We start from the raw sequence: 18,696 nt of genomic DNA, 5'->3' as shown, positions 1-18,696 counted from the left end.
GGATAAATTGAACGAAAGCAGATGAGATCATCCAAATCACGTTCGCGTTCCAAGTCGAACCGGCAGCGTTCCATCGGGAATATCATCAACCGGGTTTTTGAAAGCTCGGGTCCTGAGGGCAAGGTCCGCGGGACGCCCCAGCAAATCATCGATAAATATCTTGGTCTTGCACGGGATGCGCAGCTGTCGAACGACCGCGTGGCAGAGCAGAACTTTCTGCAGCATGCCGAGCATTACACCCGCCTTCTGCACGAGGCGCAGCGCGAGATGGCGCAGCGTCAGCCCAACGGGCAGGGCAACGGTAACCAGAACGGCGCAGGCCAGGGCAATGGCCCGTCCGGTGCCGATATGGACCAGCCCGCGCAGGCGGCGATGTCCGATGCCGCTTCCAGCCAGAATGACGGCTATGCCCAAGCGTCCGCTCCGGCCACTCCGCAGGGGGAAACCGGCGGGTGGCGCAAGCGCGACACCGCACGCGATGTCGAGCGGGTAGAGGCCGAGGATTCCAATCTGGTCGAGACGCCCGAAAGCCGCAGCGATCTGCGTGTCAGCCGCGAGAGCGAGCCTGCGCCGGTCGCAAGCGCCGAGCCGCAGCCGGAACGCCAGCCCGAGCCAGCCGCAGCCCCTGCGACCGAAGAGGCCCCTGATGCGGCTGAAAAGCCCAAGCGTCCGCGTAAGCCGCGCGCCAAAAAGGCCGACACCGCCGATGGTGAGAAGCCCAAAGCGCCGCGCAACCGTCGCAAGCCGAAAGCGGCAAGCGAAGAGGGCAATGGCGAGGCCGGTCCCTCCGAGGATGCTCCGAAAGCGGCAAACGGCTAAGTTACGAGACTGACAGAAAAACCGCCCGTGCAGCAGATCTGCGCGGGCGGTTTTTTATGGTCTGTGCGGTCAGTTTGTTTCGAGGCTGCGGGCGAGGCGGCACCATTCCTCGATCGTGACCCGTTCGGCGCGTTGGGTGGGCGGGATGCCGACCGCTTCCAGCTTGGCCTCGATATCGGGCGCGACAGATTTCAGCGAGGCACGCAGCATCTTGCGGCGCTGGTTGAAGCCCGCCGCTACAACGCGCGACAGAATCTTGGCATCCGCCGGATAGCGCGGCTCGGGCAGGGCTTTCAGATGCACCACGGCAGAATGCACTTTGGGCGCGGGGGTGAAGGCCTCGGGCGGCAGCGACATCACAATGCGTGCGGTGGTGCGCCATTGCGCCAGAATGGCGAGCCGTCCGTAATGGTTGTCGCCCGGCTGTGCGACGATCCGTTCGGCCACCTCGCGCTGGAACATCAGTGTGAGGCTGTCCCATTGCGGCGGCCAGTCCTTCGGCGTCAGCCAGCGCACCAGCAGTTCGGTGCCCACGTTATAGGGCAGGTTCGCGGCAATCTTGTAGGGCGTGCGCAGATGCGCCGTCACATCGACTTCGAGCGCGTCGCCATTGATCACCTCGAGGCGGCCCGGATAATGGTCGGCGATCTCGGCCAGCACGGGCATACAGCGCGGGTCTTTCTCGACCGCCAGCACCTTGCGCGCCCCCTCGGCCAGAAGCCCGCGGGTCAGACCGCCGGGGCCGGGGCCGACCTCAAGCACATCATGCCCGTCAAGATTGCCCGCCGCACGCGCGATTTTGGCGGTCAGGTTGAGGTCGAGCAGGAAGTTCTGGCCAAGCTGCTTTTTCGCGACCAGTTCATGGTCACGGATTACATCCCGCAGAGGCGGAAGCCCGTCTATCGCTGCCATTGCTCTATCCTGTCTGTCTTCATATGCAAAAGGTCCGGATGCGGCATCCGGACCTGTCAGGGGATATGTGAGCCGCGCGCGCGAGGCAAGCCTCTCGCTGCGCCTCGAAGGGGTCATCCGCGCGCGCGACCCATCGTATCGGCCATTTCCAACGCGGCGATCAGGCTGGCGGGGCTGGCTTCGCCCGTGCCCGCGATATTGAAGGCGGTGCCATGATCGGGCGAGGTGCGGACAAAGGGCAGGCCCAGCGTGACATTGACGCCCGCATCGAAGGCCAGCGTCTTGATCGGGATCAGGGCCTGATCGTGATAGGCGCAGATCGCCGCATCATACTGGCTGCGGGCGGCCTTGTGGAACATGGTATCGGCGGGCAGAGGGCCGGTCAGCGCATAGCCCTCGGCCTTGAGCCCCGCAATCTCGCGGATCATCCAGTCCTGTTCCTCGCGTCCCATCGCGCCGCCTTCGCCCGCATGGGGGTTCAGACCCGCAATGGCAATCTGCGGATTTTCCAGCCCGAAATCCCGCGTCAGCCCTTCATGGGTAATGCGCACGACCTGCCGCAGCACTTCGGGGGTGAAGGCGGTGGGCACATCTGCCAAAGCGATATGGATCGTGGCAGGCACGACGCGCAGCTCGTGGCAGGCCAGCATCATCGCAACCTTACACCCGCCCGCCAGATGGGCCAGATATTCGGTATGGCCGGGGAAGGCAAAATTGGCCCCGTCCTTGAGCACTTTCTTGTTGATCGGTGCGGTGCACAGGGCCGAGCCCTCGCCGCGCATCACCAGATCGACACCGCGCGCGATCACATCGATCACCGAGCGGGCATTGTCCAGGTCGGGGGTGCCGGGAATGGCGGCTTTGGGAAAGTCATGCACCAAAACGGGCATTGCCGTGCCAGCATGGGTGATGGCCTCGGCCGGAGTGCCGATCTCGCGGATCTTGGTGCCCCGCGGCAGATGTGCGGGGTCGCCAAGCCATGCAAAGGGAAGCCTTGCGCCAAGCGCCTCCCATGCTTTGACGGCGATTTCCGGACCAATTCCGGAAGGTTCACCACAGGTGAGAATGACAGGTGCTTGAGGCATAGGATTTACCCCCTATTTCCAATATGTTGGAGCGTCAGATAAGTCTGGCGCCACCAAAATCAAGGCCGTGTGATTACGGCTGCGTCGCGCAGATCGGCCAAAAGACCATCCGCCTGAATCTGGATCTGGCGGTTTTCAAGGCTGGTCATGGCCGCGTCACGGTTGGGGGTCTCGACCTTGCCATCTTCGCCCTTGCGGCTCATTTCGCGGCTGCACAGCATCAAAAGCGCGCTATTGCCGCCCTGTTGCAGCACCTGATATTCGCCCGGGTCCAGGCTGGACAGCCCCACCGAGATGTCGCGCGGTAGGCTGTCGGGGGTGCCGCTTTCACGCAGCAGACGGCTGGCGGGCAATGTGCGCGCCAACGGATAAAGCGCATCGCAGCTATGCGGGCTGGCCTGCACCTGACCCAGACGGGTTGCTACTTCCTCGCTGCCCGTCGCGCCCAGCGTGTAAAGCGCATATTCCACCGTTTGCGGGCTGGCCTGTTTTGCCCCGTTCTCGTCGATTGCGCGCAGGCGGAACACGGCCACGGCATTCGGGATCTTGATCGGGCCGGTGGCCTGACCGGGTTTCAGCGCCAGAATACGGGCGCGCAGGGGGCCGGGCAGGTTGGCCACGGGCATCCAGTCGATGGCACCACCGTTCTCGCGCGAGCGCGAGGCCGAAACATGGCTGGCGATATCGGCAAATTGTGCCGCACTGCCGCGGGTGGCCTGTTCGGCAAGCTGCATGGCCTCCTGTTCATGCCCTTCCGTCGGGATGATCAGCTCGGAGAGCAGCACGCGTGTGCCCTGACCCCGTTGGGATTCGGGGGCAAGCGCGCGGTTGATCTGCAGATCGGAAATCGAGATCCGCCCGCCGAACTGCGCGCGCACGACCTGACGCCACAACAGACCGGACTTGGTGAAATCGCGGAAGGTTTCCTCGTCCACGCCTTCCTGACCGATTGCCGCGATGAACTGCTTGGCGCTGAGATTGGCCCGCGAGGCGAATTCTTCCATGCCCTTCTGGACCGCCGCATCCGAGACGCTCAGCCCCAGACGCTTGGCTTCCCATGTTTGCAGACGATCCGAGATCAGCGCGTCGATCGCCGCCTGATGGGGGTCGGATTCGGTGGTGCCCAGCACCTCGATCATCCGCTCGCGCTGGCTGATTTCATAGGCAGAGATCCCCAGACCGTTGACGGTGATCACCGGCGAGAACATGCCGCCCTGCGCAAAGGCCGAACCGGCAGGTCCCATGAGGGCAAGCGCCAGAACCGAGACACAGCCGAGCCGCGTTACCTTGCTGCGCAATGCGTTGAAGCCTTTGCTTTTCGCCATGCCTGAAAGTGCCGTCATCATTATACCTGCTTTGTCGTCATTGGCCGCGATACGCAATCTGCATCGGGCGTCTGTCTTACCTTACACAGACCTTACTGGCCGAGGTTCCGTCATTGGCACCGCCAAATCCGGCCAAAGCCACGGAAAGTCCGACGCTTGTTTCGGGGTCCACATTAGTCGAGGAAGTGAAGCGGCGCGAGAGGGAAAGATCGACGCTCACGCAATCATTTACCCATGTCACGCCCAGTTTCGCCTTTGCCGCCCGCTCTGCGATAAGGTCGTAGCGGGCATCGAATGTGCCCGACCAGCCGCGCCCCCAATGCCATGCGCTGTCAAGCTGCAATTCGGAGATATCCTCCGAGGTGCCCGCCAGAATAGCGCTGTCCATCCACAGATAGCCCGCCGCCAGATCATAGGTCGCGCCCGAATAGGCAAGGCGCAGCTCTTCGCGGGTGGTGTTGAAATCATCGTCGAACTGCGCACGGTTCGACACGGTCAGCCCGCCCGAGGTTTGCAGGTTGCTGGCCAGAAGCCAGTCCGAACTATTGCCCGAAAGCGAGCTTTCCGACGAGAACTGTTCGAGATCCTGCGCATAGAACACGCGCCCGACAGTGGTACCCAAAGACCATCCCGCCGCGTCATAGCGGGTATAGCTGACGCCGACATTGGCGCGCAGGCCGCGTTCGCGTGCATCCAGCCCCGGATAGCGCGACAGGCTGAACAGGTTGCCTTCGTCGAACTCGCGCAGCGTGCTGTCCTCGTTGGGCGCGCGGGTGAGGTTGTTGGGGGCCCAGACGATCTGCGCGATGGGCTCGATCACATGGGCCGCGCGACCGGTGCTGCGGGTCCAGGGCCAGCGCAATTCGGTGGCAAGCTGCGGCTGGGCGCGCAGGATGGTATCGTCATAGGAGTCATCCTGACGGATCACGAAGGCATCGGCGGCAAGCTGGGCCTGCGTGCTGGCCATGATGCCGTAAGACAGCAGCCAGTTGCGCCGCCAGTTGGCGGTCAGCGAGCTGCGGGTCATGTCGCGCCCGTCGGGAATATCGTCCCAATCCGGCCCGTCCGTGGTCGAGCTGGAATTGCGGCGGAAGGTCTCGAGATCCCAGCTTGCCGTCAGCTCGCCGCCGATACGGGCGGGGTGATAGACCCGTGTCCATTCCGCATCGCCTGCCAGCATCGGCTCGGTATTGTTGTCCTCGTCCTCGCGCAGCGAATGGGTGCGACCGGCGCGGGCCCAGATCAGCTCGTCCGAGCGGACCCGTTCAAGGGTCAGCCCCGACCACAGCCGGTCGGCATCGCTGACATCGTAATTCAGCAGATAGGCATCATCGGACACCATCCGCAGTTGCAAGCCCAGCTTGAAATCATCGGGCAGGGTGAAGCTGCCATCGGCAAAGAGATAGCCGCGATTGGCCCCTTTGATGATGCTGTCATTGCTGAAGGCACCGGAAATGCTGATCTCGCCGTCATTGAAGGCGCGGCGGTAGCGCAGCCCCAGCGTGCGGGTCCAACCGCTGGAGATATAGGGCTCTACCAGCAGATCCTGACTGGGATCGATCGCGAAGAAATACGGGATCTTTATGCCCATCCCCAGACTGGAGGTGCTGCGGAAGCTCGGGGCCAGAAAGCCCGACATGCGCGTGACGGTGGGGTCGGGCAGGCGCAGCTTCGGCACCCAGACCAGCGGCACACCGGCGACGCGGAACTGCGCATCCTCGAAGCTCAGCTTACGCTCCTGCGCGTTGTGGGTGATCTTGCGAGCGCGGATTTCCCACAGGGGGCGTTCACCGACCACGCAGATATTGCATGACGAGGCCACCACATTGGTCATGGTGGTGACATTGCCGTTCTCGCGCTCGATCTTGGCGGCGGCAAGCTGCAATTCGCGCGCCATCACCATGCGCGCGCCCAACAGGATGCCATGTTGCAGATCGCGCGAGAGTTCGGCCTGATCGGCCACGATCACCGCACCGGCCTCCTGCGGCTCGGTCAGGCGGATCGGCCCGTCCATCTTGATCGTATCGGCCTTCTGGTCATAGGTGACGCGCTTGGCCGTGACGCGGTTGCCCTCGTAATAGATCTCGACCGCGCCTTCCGCGACCAGCGTGTCAGACCCCGAAAGCGAGATCCGGTCGGCCATCAGGCTGGCGGGCACATTGCTCAGGCTGTTCTGCGAGGCGTTGCTGTCTTGTGCGTAGCCGCTTGCCACAAGGCCGAAAGTGCCAAGCGCCGTGCCAAGGGTGAGGGCGGCGAGCAGCGTCCTTGCAGGAGAGCAGGTCTTGGGCAGGGTCATGGCTCAGCCATCCTCCAGATGCAAAAGCAGGGCAATCGAAAACATCAGTGCAATCACCGGCGGTGCCCATGCCGCCAGCAGAACCGGAATCTGGCCGCTATCGCCCAGAACCTGCGCGACATTGCGCAGGAAGAACACCGCCAGACCGGAGACCAGCGCCAGCAGCACCCGCTGGCCGATGCCGCCGAACCGCGTCGGGCGCATGGTGAAGGAGGCCGCCAGAAGCACCATTGCCACCATCATCAGCGGCTGTGCAAGTTCCATCTCGAACCAGACGCGGTGGCGCAATGCCGAAAACCCTGCCGCGTCCAGCGTTTTGATGAAGGCGGGCAGTTTCCACAGCGGAATGGCCGAGGGCGCGCCGAAGCTGTCGCGGATCGATGAGGCGGTCAGGCTGGTGGCGATGGTCAGTTGCGACGAGGTGGTGGCGTCGCGCTCGGGATTGGTCGAACTGCCAAGCGGCCAGTCCTTGGCGTTGAACAGCCGCCATTGGGCGGTCTCCAGAATGGCACGGTCGGCCACCACGCGGCGCACGGCATTGCTGTCGCTGTCAAGGATCAGGAAGCTGACATCATAAAGGGTGGTCGCATCGCCATTGGCCCGCGCCGCCGAGATCACGGCCTGTCCGGTGCGGATCTTGCCGCTGCTGTCCTTATAGGTCGCGCTCTGGCGCATCCAGACGCCGTTGCGCCCGACCGAGACGGTGGTCTGCATGCCGACATCGCTGCGCAGTTCGTCATAGCGGTTGGACGTGGCCGAGACCAGCGGATTGCCGACGCTGATCAGTAACCCGCCCAGCACCAGAGCCGTCAGAACGGGGCTGACCAGAATGCCAAGCGCCGACCGGCCCGAGGCGCGCATCACCACAAGCTCCGAGCTTCTGGCAAGGTTGAGAAACAGCACGACCGCCGCAAGCAGCATGATCAGCGGCATGATCGTGTAAAGCGTTTCGGGGATATTGAGCAGCGACAGCAGCACCGCCCGCCCGAAGCTTGCCTCGGCATCGAGCTTGCGGACCTCTTCCACCAGCCCGACCAGAAACAGGATGCCCCAGAAACTGGCCAGCACCAGCAGGAAGCTGCGCAGGAAACGGCGGGCAACATAGCGACCAAGGATCATGCGGCACCTTTTGCGGCCAGACGCCGTCCGGTGAATTTCCGGCGCGCGGAGAGATGCAAAAGAAGGAGACTGGCCAGCACTCCGACGGCGGCAGGCGCAAAGAGCACCGGCCAGAGGTCGGGTCGGCTGCGCGCGATGGTCTCGGTGACATTGGTCAGCACCTGCACCAGCACCAGAATGACCACCGCCAGCGTGATCTGCCGCCAGATGCCGAAGCGCGAGAAGCTGCCCACCATCAGCGCGGCAAAGCCCACAAGGGCGGCCACAGGCGCCAGCAGCGGCTGCACGAAGCGCATTTTCAGCTCCAGCCCCAGTTCGGTCGCGCTTTTGCCGGTTTCCTCCAGCACGCTTTGCGGCGCGCGCAGCAATTCGAGGCTGGAGATCTGTTCGAGCTTGCGGTCCACCTCGGTCGAGCCCTGAATGAGGCTGCTCAGGTCATAGGTGAAGTTCGAGAACCGCGTGACCGAAAGATTGCGCCCCTCGGTGCGCAGGCTTTGCGCGATACCGTCGAAAAGCACCAGTTTCGGCCCGTTATCGGTGCGCACGATAACCGCCTTCTTGGCCAGATAGCTCATCCGGTTGGTGGGAGTGCGGCTGTCCCAGAGATAGAAATCCTGCAATTCGCCATTATCGCTGATCGCGCGGATATAGATCGAAATGCCGTCGACCGGATGCTGGAACCGTCCGGGTGTCAGCAGGCTGGCGGTCACATTCTCGGCCAGCTGTGCCTGCCGCGTGGCCAGTTGCGCGCGCGATTGCGGCACCAGAAAATGGGTCAGCACCGCCATCATCAGCCCGATCAGCAGTCCGAAGACCAGAACCGGACGGGCCAGCCGCCAGGGCGAGGCCCCGGTGGCCTGCATGGCCACCAGCTCGGATTCGCTCGACAGGCGGTTGAGGGTGTAGACCGTGGCCGCGAAGGCGGCAATCGGCAGCACCACGCGGATCACATAAGGCAGGGTCAGCGCGGTGAATTCCAGCACCACAAGCGCGGTCTGGCCATCCGAGATAAGCTGTTCGAACAGGCTGACCGCCCGGTTGACCCAGTAGATCGAGACCAGAATAAGGGCGAAAAACCCGAAGATCGCCAAGAATTGCGACAAAAGATATCGGTCCAGCCGGGTCACAGTGCTGCTCTTTACTCCTGATCACGCCGCGCTGAACGCGGTCTTGTCTCTGTCTCTATCGTCTTGCGGGGCGCTGGAAAAGCCCGCATTCCGAATTTCCCCGCCAAGCGGGTCTTTTGCCGTGCAGGAATCCGCCCGTGGCTTTCCAAATCCCTTATAGCTTTGTAGGGTCGGGCCAGTCGAGCATATTGGACCATAGGAACAACACAGATGACCGAACCCCTTGCCATCAGCTTCACTGAAACCGATCTGGAGGCCGTGGCCGAGGCCAGCGGTGTCGTTGTCGTCTTTGCCGAAAGCGGGCGCAATCTGGGGCTTGCGGGGCGGCGGGTCAACCGTCTGACGCATGGCGCGCTTAAACGTGCCGTCGAGTCGGAGGCATTTGCCAAGCTGGATCACGGATCGGCGCTGCGGCTGGAATGGCCGGCGGGAATGGCTGCGGAGCTGGTGTTGCTGGTATCGCTGCCGCGGCGCTGCGAAGTTTCGGTGGCGCGCAAGGCAGGGGCGACGATTGCCCGTGCGCTGGGGGCCAAGGGGGGGCTGGTGCTGGCCGAAAGCCATGCCCGCGCGGCCGAGGTTTCCTTTGGTCTGGCGCTCAGGGCCTACCGCTTCAATTATCATAGCGCCGAGACGCCCGCTTACGGGCCGGTGCGTTTCATGGCCAACAACCCCGAGAAACTGGCGCAGGAGGCACAGCCGCTGGCCGCGCTGGCCGAGGGGGTGTTTTTCACCCGTGATCTGGTCAATGAACCGGCCAATATCCTGACCACCTCCGATTTTGCCGCCCGTCTGGCGGCCATGCAGGAACTGGGGCTGGATGTCGAGATTCTCGAAGAGGCCGATCTCGAGACGCTGGGAATGCGGGCGCTGCTGGCGGTGGGGCAAGGCTCGGAAAGCCCCTCGAAGGTTGTGGTGATGAAATGGAATGGCGGCGCCGAGGAGCCGCCTCTGGCGCTGATCGGCAAGGGCGTGGTGTTTGACACCGGCGGGATCTCTCTCAAGCCCGGTGCCGGTATGGAAGAGATGACGATGGATATGGGCGGTGCGGGCACGGTGGCGGGCGTGATGCGCACGCTGGCGCTGCGCAAGGCGCGGGCCAATGTCGTGGGGATCGTCGGGCTTGTCGAGAATATGCCCGATGGCCGCGCCCAGCGTCCGGGCGATATCGTGACCTCGGCCAAGGGCGTGACCATCGAGGTCATCAATACCGATGCCGAGGGGCGTCTCGTTCTGGCCGATGTGCTGTGGTATGCACAAGAGCATTTCGCCCCGCGCGCCATGATCGATCTGGCCACTCTGACGGGCGCGGTGATCGTGGGGCTCGGTCATGACAATGCGGGGGTTTTCAGCAATGACGACGCTTTCGCGGGCGATCTGTTGAAAGCGGCGAGGCAAGAGGGAGAGGGTGCATGGCCGCTGCCATTGCAGCCCTCTTATGACCGGCTGATCAAATCGCGGCTGGCCGATATCAAGAATTCTGCCGGACGTCCGGCAGGTGCGATCACCGCCGCAACCTTCCTCAAGCACTTTGTTGCGCCGGAGGTGCCGTGGTGCCATATCGATATCGCAGGCGTGGCGCTGCCGCCCACGGAAACGGAGCTTGCGCCGAAAGGCCCGACCGGCTGGGGCGTGATGACCCTCAATCGTCTGATTGCCGATAAGTTCGAGGGCTGAAGCATGGGCGCTGCGCTGTTTTATCACGTCACCGAAAGCTCGGTCGCGGAGGTTGTCGTCAACCTTCTTGGCCGCGCCTTGGAACAGGGCTGGAAGATAGAATTGCGCGGCACCCTGCCGGACCGGATGCACTGGTATGACCGCAGCCTGTGGGAAATGGGCGGGGCGGAGAGCTTTCTGCCGCATGGTCTGGCAGGGCGCGCGCAAGATGCCCTGCAACCGGTCCTGCTGACCACGGCCAGCCAGCCCGCCAAGGCCGGGCGTGACGCGGTGTTGAGCATCGACGGCGCAGAGGTGGCGCCCGAAGAGCTGGAGCGCCACGAGCGGGTCTGGATCCTGTTTGACGGGCATGACCACGAGGCGCTCTCGCGGGCGCGGGTGCAGTGGAAGCAGTTTACTGCTGCAGGTGCGAAGGCGCAGTACTGGTCGGAAGAGTCCGGCCGGTGGCAAAAGAAGAGCGAAAGCGGATAAATCATCCTTGAGTTGTTCTCAATATAACGCCAAGTTTATGGTTTTATGGATAAATTGATCTGATATTGGCGAAAATGTGCCTTTTATTTGCACCTTTGGCGGGAATTTGCTGCATCGCCGCATTCCCGACGTTACGCTCCTCTTGATCCGTTGCCTGCCGCCCCGACATGATGATGGAACCACATTGCATTATCCGTCATTTGCGAGGCCTCCCCATGCCCATCCGATCCGCATTCCGTCGTCACCTCTCTGTCCGTGCCATGCGTCTTTTCACCTCGCACCGGCGTGCCCCCGAGGCGGATCGCTGGCTGGGGATCGTGCTGGCCGTAATCGCCGGATCGCTGAATGCCGGTGTCTTTCTGATGATGAGCCAATATGCCTCGCATATGACGGGGCATCTGTCCCAGCTGGCGGGCAGCCTTGTCGGTGCCAATCTTTCGCTGGTGCTGCTCAGTTTCTGCGTGCTGTTTTTGTTTGTGGCAGGGGCGGCGCTGGCCTCGGCGATGATCGCGCGGGGCTTTGCCCGCCATTCTCGCCTGACCTATTATATGCCGCTGGCCTTGCAGGGGATCTTGCTGGCCGTGCTGGCCACCGCCGAATTCTTGCCGCAGCCTTGGGAAGGGCATCTGGGGCTGGGTCTGCTGGCCTTTATCATGGGGCTGCAAAACGCCACCATCACCCGGATCTCCGGCGCACGTATCCGCACCACCCATGCGACGGGCCTGCTGACCGATATGGGCATCGAGATCGGGCGCGGGCTGTACGGGCGGGGTCGTGACAGCGGCGATGACGGTTATGACCATGCGCGGCTCATGCTGTTCGTGCAGCTTGTCGCGGCCTTTGTTCTAGGCGGGATCATGGGCGGGCTGGGGCATGGGGCCTTTGGCTGGGCTTTTGCCTTCCTGCCGGCTGTGGTCCTTTTGGGGATTTCGGCGCTGACGGCCCCGCGTGCCCTGCGCGCGGTCGGACAGGGGGCGGCCTGATCCGTTTCGGGCCCTCTCTACCGCGCGCCTGCGCCAAGCACCGTTCTGCCTGCGCTTTGGGAGCTTGGTGGGGGAGAGCGGGTGAAATCTGTCATGCGGGGCTGTTTTGGCCCCGCTTTTGCATCCGCTAACCAACTGCCGCCTTTCCAAACAGCCGGTTTCATCCTATGGGGGCTGCGCAAGGAGACAGGTGATGACAGAAAAATTCAGCTTCGAGCTTCAGGCCACGGATGGCGCGGCGCGCAAGGGTGTGATCCATACGCCGCGCGGCGATATCCGCACGCCCGCCTTCATGCCGGTGGGCACGGCGGCAACCGTCAAGGCGATGATGCCGGAATCGGTGGCCGCGACGGGCGCCGATATCCTGCTGGGCAATACCTATCACCTGATGCTGCGCCCGACGGCGGAACGTGTGGCGGCCCTTGGCGGATTGCATAAGTTCATGAACTGGCAAAAACCCATCCTGACGGATTCGGGCGGGTTTCAGGTCATGTCGCTGGCAGGGCTGCGCAAGCTGACCGAAGAGGGGGTGACCTTCTCCAGCCATGTCGACGGGTCGAAACATATGCTCAGCCCCGAGCGGTCGATGGAGATCCAGAAGCTTCTTGGCTCGGATATCGTGATGTGTTTCGACGAATGCCCCGCGCTGCCTGCGACCGATAAGGAAGTGGCCCGTGCGATGGAGCTGTCGATGCGGTGGGCTGTGCGGTCCAAGGAGGCCTTTGGCGACCGTCCGGGACATGCGCTTTTCGGCATCATGCAGGGCGGTGTCACGCAAGAGCTGCGCGAGCAATCGGCGCGGGCGCTGACCGATATCGGCTTTGACGGCTATGCCATTGGCGGTCTGGCCGTGGGCGAGGGGCAGGAGGCGATGTTCGGCGTGCTGGATTACGCCACCGGTTTCCTGCCCGAGGACCGTCCGCGCTATCTGATGGGCGTCGGCAAGCCCGATGACATCGTGGGCGCGGTCGAGCGCGGCGTTGATATGATGGATTGCGTGCTGCCCTCGCGGTCGGGTCGGACGGGGCAGGCATGGACCCGCCACGGTCAGATCAACATCAAGAACTCGCGCCACCGAGATGACCCGCGGCCTCTGGATGAAAACTGCGGCTGCCCTGCCTGCCGCAATTATTCGCGCGCCTATCTGCATCACGTCTTCCGCGCGAACGAGATGATCTCGGGGATGCTGCTGACATGGCACAACCTGCATTACTATCAGGATCTGATGCAGGGCATGCGCGATGCGATCGAGGCGGGAACCTTCAAGGCCTATGTCGCCGATTTCCACGCCAAACGTGCCGAAGGCGATATCGAACCGCTTTGAGGTCATAAAAAGGGGGGCTTCGGCCCCCTTTGTTCTGGTCTTCAGGATCGGATGATCAGCTGTAATCCAGCACCCGCAGATCGGCGGCGCGGCCTTCGGTCAGGATCAGCCGCCCGTTCGGTAGGTCGTTTTCCTCGACGCGGCGGGTGATTTCCGCCGGATCGATGCCGCGTTTTTCCCAGCGGCGGATCAGGCGGGCGCGCAGTTCGTCTTCGGGCACATGCAGGCGGATCGTCAGGTCGAATAGCGGAAACAGATTGCGCCAGCCTGCACGGGTCAGCAAAAGATAATTGCCCTCGACAAGGATGAAGCGGGTTCGTGCCTCGATCTCGTCACCATCGGGGATCACGCGGTCACGGTCGCGGTCGAAGGTCGGCACATGCAGGGCCTGACCGGCGGTGCGGGCCTGCTGCAAAAGCGCGGCGAAGCCCTCGGTGTCGAAGGTTTCGGGGGCGCCTTTGCGTCCGCGCAGGCCCCGCGCGTCCAGCCAGTCATTCGAGCGGTGGAAGCCGTCCATTGGCAGGATGGCGGCACAGGCGGCAGTATGGGCATTGAGCTTTTCGCAGATCTCGCGCGCCAGCCGCGATTTGCCGGACCCCGGCGCACCGGCAACCGCCACCAGAACCCGCGCCCCTTCGATCTGGCGGATATAGCCCGCCAGATCGGCACGGTCGACCCGCAGCTCCGAATGCATGAACGCGCCCCAATCGCCCATCGGGCCGTCGCGCTGGATCGTGTTGTCTTCGGTGCGCGTTGCCATTGTCTGCCCTTTCCTGCACTCGCCGTTCTGGCGGGGATCAGCCCATTGCGGCGACAAGTGCGCCCAGAGTGGCGACCGGATCTTCGCTCTTCCAGATCTCGTCCCCAAAGGCGAACCAGTCAGAGACCGGCGCGAACTGCCTGACCAGATCCAGCGTCAGCGCACCTTCGGCCACCACCGGCACCTCGATCATTTCGGACCACCATTGGAAGAGGTCGAATTCGGCGCGCTCGCCCGTGCCAAGGGCGCTTTCGCCGATCGGGCCGAAACAGACATAATCGGCGCCGGCTTCACCGGCATTCATCCCGTCATGGCGCGAATTGCCGCAATAGGCCCCGACAATGGCATCCTCGCCCAGTTCCTTGCGGGCATGGCGGATCGAACGGGCCCCATCGGTCAGGTGCACGCCGTCCAGCCCGTGACGTTCGACCAGATGGATATGGCTGTCGATCACCAAAGCCACGTCGCGGGCATGGGCGAGTTCGCGGATGGCATCGGCGATGCGGCCCAGCTCCAGCTCGTCTTTCGAGGCATGGCACAGGCGGATACAGGCGATCTCATGCGCCTCCAGAACGGCCTTGAGTTTGGGCAGGAATGTCTCCGGCTCGAAGCTCGTGGGCGTCAGCAGGTAGATTTGCGGGCGATCTTCGTCTGCCATGATATATCCTTGACTGCGGAGGCCTTTGCAGGCCGGAATGAGGTGTTTGCGTCCTCATAGCGCAGGCGGCGCTTGCTTGAAAGAGCTTTGCGTTGTGCTTATGGAAGGCTCTGCAAAAGGAGCCCGTGATGATTGACCAGCCTGCCGACCCCAGTAACGCCCCGAAATCCAGCCAGCCGCATATCGTGCTGGTGCGTCCGCAGATGGGCGAGAATATCGGAGCGGCCGCGCGGGCGATGCTGAATTTCACGCTGTCCAAAATGCGGATCGTCGAGCCGCGTGACGGCTGGCCCAATCCGAAGGCTGTGGCGATGGCCTCGGGGGCGGCGGGTCGTGTGCTGGATCATGCGGGGGTGTTTGACAGCGTGGCGGAGGCGGTGGCCGATTGCGATTTCGTCTTTGCCACCACGGCGCGGGGGCGCGAGCTGCCCAAGCCCATCTATACCCCCGAGACCGCGATGATCGAGGCGCATCGCCGGATTCAGGCAGGGCAGAAGGTGGCGGTTCTCTTCGGCCCCGAGCGCACGGGGCTGGAAAATGACGATATCATCCGCGCCAATGCCATCATTACCATTCCGACCAATCCCGAGTTCTTTTCCCTCAACCTTGGTCAGGCTGTGCTGTTGACCTCCTACGAGTATTCGCGCCATGTTCTGGAGGCGGAAGATATTGCAGAAGGTCTGGCGGGCCATGAACCGGCCAGCGCGGGCGATGTCGAGGCGTGGGGCGATCACATCGAGGGGCGTCTGGAGGAGGCAGGCTTTTTCTATCCGCCCGAGAAAGCCCCGATGATGAAGCGCAATATGCGCAATATGTGGACGCGCTTCGCGATGACGCGCTCCGAGGTCCAGACGCTGCACGGGGCGCTCAGGCAGCTTCTGCGTGGTAAGGGCTAGGACGACAAAGGCTGTAACCGGCCCGGATGTGGCCCCGACGAAAGGACTGCCGTGACCGCTTCCCTGCTTTCGATGCTTGTCCATCCGGCCTTCTGGGCGGTTCTTTGCGTGCTGGCGCTGGTCTTTGATCTGGGCGTGCATGTCTGGATGATGCATCTGGGGCGGCAGGGGCGTCTTCAGGCGATGTTTGACGGGCTGTCACGCTGGCAGGCGCGGGGGCTGCATCTGGGGCTGCTGGTTTCGGGCAAGCTGATGGTGTTCTTCGGGGGCTGCACGGCGGTGGCTGTGCTGCACCAGATCCTTTAGGCGCGTCTTTCGCCTCTCGCACAGCCTCTGGGCCAGTCCCGCGCCGCCTCTTGCGGCCAACGACGATGCGGGCCTCCGGCCACTCTCCCCGCGCGGGCGCGCCCGGGCATGGGTCACCTTCGCGATAGGCTGCGGCAATCGGCGGAATGATGCTTGAACGCGCCCGCCCGCGCGCCTAGTTTGCGCGGCGACTGAAGGAGAGCCCCGATGAGCCAGAAACGCAGCATCTTCGAGGATGTGGCCCAGCCCACCCAAACCCGCGCCGAGCCGAAAGGCGGCATGATCGACCGCCAGCCGAAAGGGGCGCGCAAATGGATCCGCGCCTGGCTGATCGTGATTTTCGCGCTGGTCGTGTGCATGATCGCCTTGGGCGGCGCGACCCGCCTGACCGATAGCGGGCTGTCGATCACCGAATGGAAGCCGATCTCGGGGGCGCTGCCGCCGATGAACGAGGCCCAATGGCAGGCCGAATTCGAGAATTACAAGCAGATCCCGCAATATGCGCTGATCAACCCGAATATGACGCTGGAAGGCTTCAAGGGCATCTTCTGGTGGGAATGGGCGCATCGCAACCTTGGCCGCCTGATCGGCATGGTCTGGGCGCTTGGTTTCCTCGGGTTTCTGGTCACGGGCCGCATCCCCAAGGGGTGGGTGCCGAAGCTTCTGGGGCTGGGAGCGCTTGGCGGGCTGCAAGGCGCGATTGGCTGGTGGATGGTGTCTTCGGGGCTGGGCGGGCAGATGATCGCCGTGGCCTCCTACCGGCTGGCCACCCATCTGGGCATCGCCTTTATCATTCTGGGCACGATCGCATGGTTCTGCCTGCAGCTTTCGCGTCGCGAGGGCGAGCTGTTGCAGGCCCGCCGCATGGGCGAGCGCAAACTGTTCGGCATGGCCACGGGCGTGATGCATCTGGCCTTCTTGCAGATCCTTCTGGGCGCGCTGGTTGCCGGAATCGATGCGGGGCGCGGTTATATCGACTGGCCGTGGATGAATGGCGAGTTCTTCCCTTCGGATGCGCTGAATTACGACCCTCTGTGGCGCAATTTCTTCGAGAACCCCGGCATGGTGCAATTCGTGCACCGGATGGTGGCCTATACGCTGTTCGTGTTTGGCATGGTGGTTGTGCTCAAGGCGCGTAAATCGGCCCATCCCAATACCAAGGGCGCGTTTATGGCGATGGGGGCGATGCTTCTGTGTCAGGTGATCCTTGGGATTGTAACAGTGATGCATGCGGCCCCGATGCCACTTGGGCTTGCGCATCAGTTCGGCGCTGTGATCTTGTGGGTGTTGATCATCCGTGCGCGTTTCCATGCGCGTTATCCGGTGGTGCAATCCGTCAGAGGAGCCTGACCCAATGTCTGCCTATCAAGACCTTACCGCCCATCTGCGCGAAACCGCAGCCCTCGAGAAGATCGCCCAGCGGCTGTCTTGGGATCAGGAAACGGTGATGCCGCGCGGGGCTGCCGATGACCGTGCGGAAGAGACGGGGGCGTTGGAGGCAATCCTGCATGCCCGCCGCACCGACCCGCGGATCTCGGACTGGCTGGTACGGGCCGAGGCGCGCAACGAGACAGAGGCGCGGGTGCTGGATATGGTCGCGCGCGACTATAACCGCGCGATGCGTATTCCGGCGCGTCTGGCCGCAGAAATCGCGCGGCTGACCTCGCTCAGCCAGGGCATCTGGGCGGATGCGCGCGCCGCCGAAGACCCGTCGGCCTTTCTGCCCACCTTCGAGGAAGTCGTGCGGCTCAAGCGCGAAGAGGCGCAGGCACTATCGGATGGGCGCGACCCCTATGATGCGCTGCTGGAGGCCTATGAGCCCGGCACCTCGGCCAAGGACATCGGCAAGGTTTTTGACCGGATGCGCCCGCGTCTGGTGGATCTTTGCGACCGCGTGGCGGGGTCGTCCGTCAAGCCCGCAGCGCTTGACCACACCTTCCCCGAGCAGGCGCAGATGCGGCTGTCGCGGATCTGTGCCTCGGCTTTCGGCTATGACTGGACGCGGGGACGGATGGATATTGCCGTGCATCCGTTCTCGACCGGATCGGGCAATGATGTGCGCATCACCACCCGCGTGGTCGAACGTGATCCCTTCAACAATATCTATTCGACGATCCATGAAACGGGCCATGCCTGCTATGAGCAGGCCATCGATCCCGCCTATAATTTCACGCCGCTTGGGGCGGGTGTGTCGATGGGCGTGCATGAATCCCAAAGCCGGATCTATGAAAACCAGCTGGGCCGCTCGCGCGCCTTTACCGGCTGGCTCTACCAGCGCATGACCGAGATGTTTGGCGATTTCGGTGTGTCTGATGCTGACGCCTTCTTTGCCACTGTCAACCGTGTGGCGCCGGGCTATATCCGCACCGAGGCCGACGAGCTGCATTACAACCTGCATATCATGATGCGCTTCGATCTGGAGCGGGACCTGATTTCCGGCAAGCTGGAGGTGACCGACCTTGAAGAGGCATGGAACACCCGCTTCAAAGCCGATTTCGGGCTGACGGTCGATAAGCCCTCGCATGGGTTCTTGCAGGATGTGCATTGGCCGGTGGGGCTGTTTGGCTATTTCCCGACCTATGCTCTGGGCAATCTCTATGCGGGCTGCCTGATGAAGGCGATCCGTGGCGCGGTGCCCGATCTGGACGGGGCGCTGGCCGAGGGGCATACCGCGCCCGCCACCGACTGGCTGCGCGAGAACCTGCAGCGTCACGGGGGGCTACGTCCGCCGGTCGAGACCATCACCACCGCCTGCGGGACAGCCCCCGACGAGACCGCGCTTCTGGATTATCTCGAAGAGAAGTTCTCGGCCATCTACAAACTCTGATCTTTTCCGGTTTGTAAGCAAATGTAACAGAGCCGGCATTTTTTGCCGGCTTTTTCGTGGTTTTGCGCCACAGACCAAAGGCGACCCTTCGTCCGCCGCTTGACCTTGCCCTGT

General features: G+C 63.1%; 17 protein-coding genes. 9 read left to right on the top strand and 8 right to left on the bottom strand.

Going from position 1 to position 18,696, the window contains the following annotated elements:
* Nucleotides 1-21 precede the first annotated feature (21 nt).
* The gene (locus RPE78_RS13370; protein WP_406720833.1) at nucleotides 22-819 is read left to right on the top strand and encodes a DUF4167 domain-containing protein; all 798 of its coding nucleotides are present in this window, start codon (nucleotides 22-24) and stop codon (nucleotides 817-819) included.
* 69 nt (nucleotides 820-888) lie between these two features.
* Here the strand turns inward: RPE78_RS13370 and rsmA are convergent, their stop codons facing one another.
* The 6 genes from rsmA to lptF form a co-directional block, all read right to left on the bottom strand.
* Nucleotides 889-1,731, bottom strand: coding sequence for a 16S rRNA (adenine(1518)-N(6)/adenine(1519)-N(6))-dimethyltransferase RsmA (gene rsmA / locus RPE78_RS13365; RefSeq protein ID WP_339107413.1), 843 nt, complete (start codon nucleotides 1,729-1,731; stop codon nucleotides 889-891).
* Nucleotides 1,732-1,844: 113 nt separating this feature from the next.
* Nucleotides 1,845-2,816, bottom strand: coding sequence for a 4-hydroxythreonine-4-phosphate dehydrogenase PdxA (gene pdxA, locus RPE78_RS13360; protein WP_339107412.1), 972 nt, complete (start codon nucleotides 2,814-2,816; stop codon nucleotides 1,845-1,847).
* Nucleotides 2,817-2,875: 59 nt separating this feature from the next.
* The gene (locus RPE78_RS13355; protein ID WP_406720832.1) at nucleotides 2,876-4,141 is read right to left on the bottom strand and encodes a SurA N-terminal domain-containing protein; all 1,266 of its coding nucleotides are present in this window, start codon (nucleotides 4,139-4,141) and stop codon (nucleotides 2,876-2,878) included.
* Nucleotides 4,142-4,217: 76 nt separating this feature from the next.
* Nucleotides 4,218-6,437 (bottom strand): LPS assembly protein LptD, encoded by a 2,220-nt coding sequence (locus RPE78_RS13350; protein WP_339107410.1) that lies wholly within the window; start codon nucleotides 6,435-6,437, stop codon nucleotides 4,218-4,220.
* Between the two features lie 3 nt (nucleotides 6,438-6,440).
* Complete coding sequence (gene lptG / locus RPE78_RS13345) at nucleotides 6,441-7,556, bottom strand: LPS export ABC transporter permease LptG (RefSeq protein WP_339107409.1); 1,116 nt, start codon at nucleotides 7,554-7,556, stop codon at nucleotides 6,441-6,443.
* Nucleotides 7,553-8,683 carry an LPS export ABC transporter permease LptF gene (gene lptF / locus RPE78_RS13340; protein ID WP_406720831.1) on the bottom strand — a complete coding sequence of 377 codons (1,131 nt, stop codon included), beginning with the start codon at nucleotides 8,681-8,683 and terminating at the stop codon, nucleotides 7,553-7,555. The genes lptG and lptF overlap by 4 nt, the downstream gene beginning before the upstream one ends.
* Before the next feature lie 210 nt (nucleotides 8,684-8,893).
* On the opposite strand from lptF, the gene RPE78_RS13335 reads away from it, so the two are divergent.
* The 4 genes from RPE78_RS13335 (at nucleotide 8,894) to tgt (ending at nucleotide 13,135) form a co-directional block, all read left to right on the top strand.
* A complete protein-coding gene (locus RPE78_RS13335) occupies nucleotides 8,894-10,357 on the top strand; it encodes a leucyl aminopeptidase (RefSeq protein ID WP_406720830.1) in 1,464 nt (487 codons plus the stop codon).
* Nucleotides 10,358-10,360: 3 nt separating this feature from the next.
* On the top strand, nucleotides 10,361-10,828 hold the full coding sequence (locus RPE78_RS13330; RefSeq protein ID WP_406720829.1) for a DNA polymerase III subunit chi: 468 nt from the start codon (nucleotides 10,361-10,363) through the stop codon (nucleotides 10,826-10,828).
* A gap of 215 nt (nucleotides 10,829-11,043) precedes the next feature.
* Nucleotides 11,044-11,811, top strand: a complete 768-nt coding sequence (locus RPE78_RS13325) for a YoaK family protein (RefSeq protein WP_406720828.1) — start codon at nucleotides 11,044-11,046, stop codon at nucleotides 11,809-11,811.
* Between the two features lie 193 nt (nucleotides 11,812-12,004).
* Nucleotides 12,005-13,135, top strand: coding sequence for a tRNA guanosine(34) transglycosylase Tgt (gene tgt, locus RPE78_RS13320; RefSeq protein ID WP_406720827.1), 1,131 nt, complete (start codon nucleotides 12,005-12,007; stop codon nucleotides 13,133-13,135).
* A gap of 55 nt (nucleotides 13,136-13,190) precedes the next feature.
* On the opposite strand, the gene RPE78_RS13315 is transcribed toward tgt, so the two are convergent.
* Both RPE78_RS13315 and RPE78_RS13310 read right to left on the bottom strand, forming a co-directional pair.
* Nucleotides 13,191-13,895 (bottom strand): hypothetical protein, encoded by a 705-nt coding sequence (locus tag RPE78_RS13315; RefSeq protein ID WP_406720826.1) that lies wholly within the window; start codon nucleotides 13,893-13,895, stop codon nucleotides 13,191-13,193.
* A 37-nt stretch (nucleotides 13,896-13,932) separates the two neighbouring features.
* A complete protein-coding gene (locus RPE78_RS13310; protein ID WP_339107401.1) occupies nucleotides 13,933-14,553 on the bottom strand; it encodes a thiamine phosphate synthase in 621 nt (206 codons plus the stop codon).
* Nucleotides 14,554-14,681: 128 nt separating this feature from the next.
* Between RPE78_RS13310 and RPE78_RS13305 the strand changes: the two genes are divergently transcribed.
* From RPE78_RS13305 to RPE78_RS13290, 4 genes are all read left to right on the top strand, one after another.
* A complete protein-coding gene (locus RPE78_RS13305; RefSeq protein ID WP_406720825.1) occupies nucleotides 14,682-15,449 on the top strand; it encodes an RNA methyltransferase in 768 nt (255 codons plus the stop codon).
* A 51-nt stretch (nucleotides 15,450-15,500) separates the two neighbouring features.
* On the top strand, nucleotides 15,501-15,755 hold the full coding sequence (locus tag RPE78_RS13300; protein ID WP_339107399.1) for a hypothetical protein: 255 nt from the start codon (nucleotides 15,501-15,503) through the stop codon (nucleotides 15,753-15,755).
* A gap of 207 nt (nucleotides 15,756-15,962) precedes the next feature.
* On the top strand, nucleotides 15,963-17,105 hold the full coding sequence (gene ctaA, locus RPE78_RS13295) for a heme A synthase (protein ID WP_339107398.1): 1,143 nt from the start codon (nucleotides 15,963-15,965) through the stop codon (nucleotides 17,103-17,105).
* A gap of 4 nt (nucleotides 17,106-17,109) precedes the next feature.
* Nucleotides 17,110-18,582 carry a carboxypeptidase M32 gene (locus RPE78_RS13290; RefSeq protein ID WP_339107397.1) on the top strand — a complete coding sequence of 491 codons (1,473 nt, stop codon included), beginning with the start codon at nucleotides 17,110-17,112 and terminating at the stop codon, nucleotides 18,580-18,582.
* The last annotated feature ends 114 nt before the right edge of the window (nucleotides 18,583-18,696 follow it).

The sequence above is a fragment of the Thioclava litoralis genome (assembly GCF_045278885.1).
GTDB classification, from domain to species: domain Bacteria; phylum Pseudomonadota; class Alphaproteobacteria; order Rhodobacterales; family Rhodobacteraceae; genus Thioclava; species Thioclava litoralis.
Note: the sequence above shows the minus strand (reverse complement) of the source record. Positions and strands in the feature narration are given on the sequence as shown.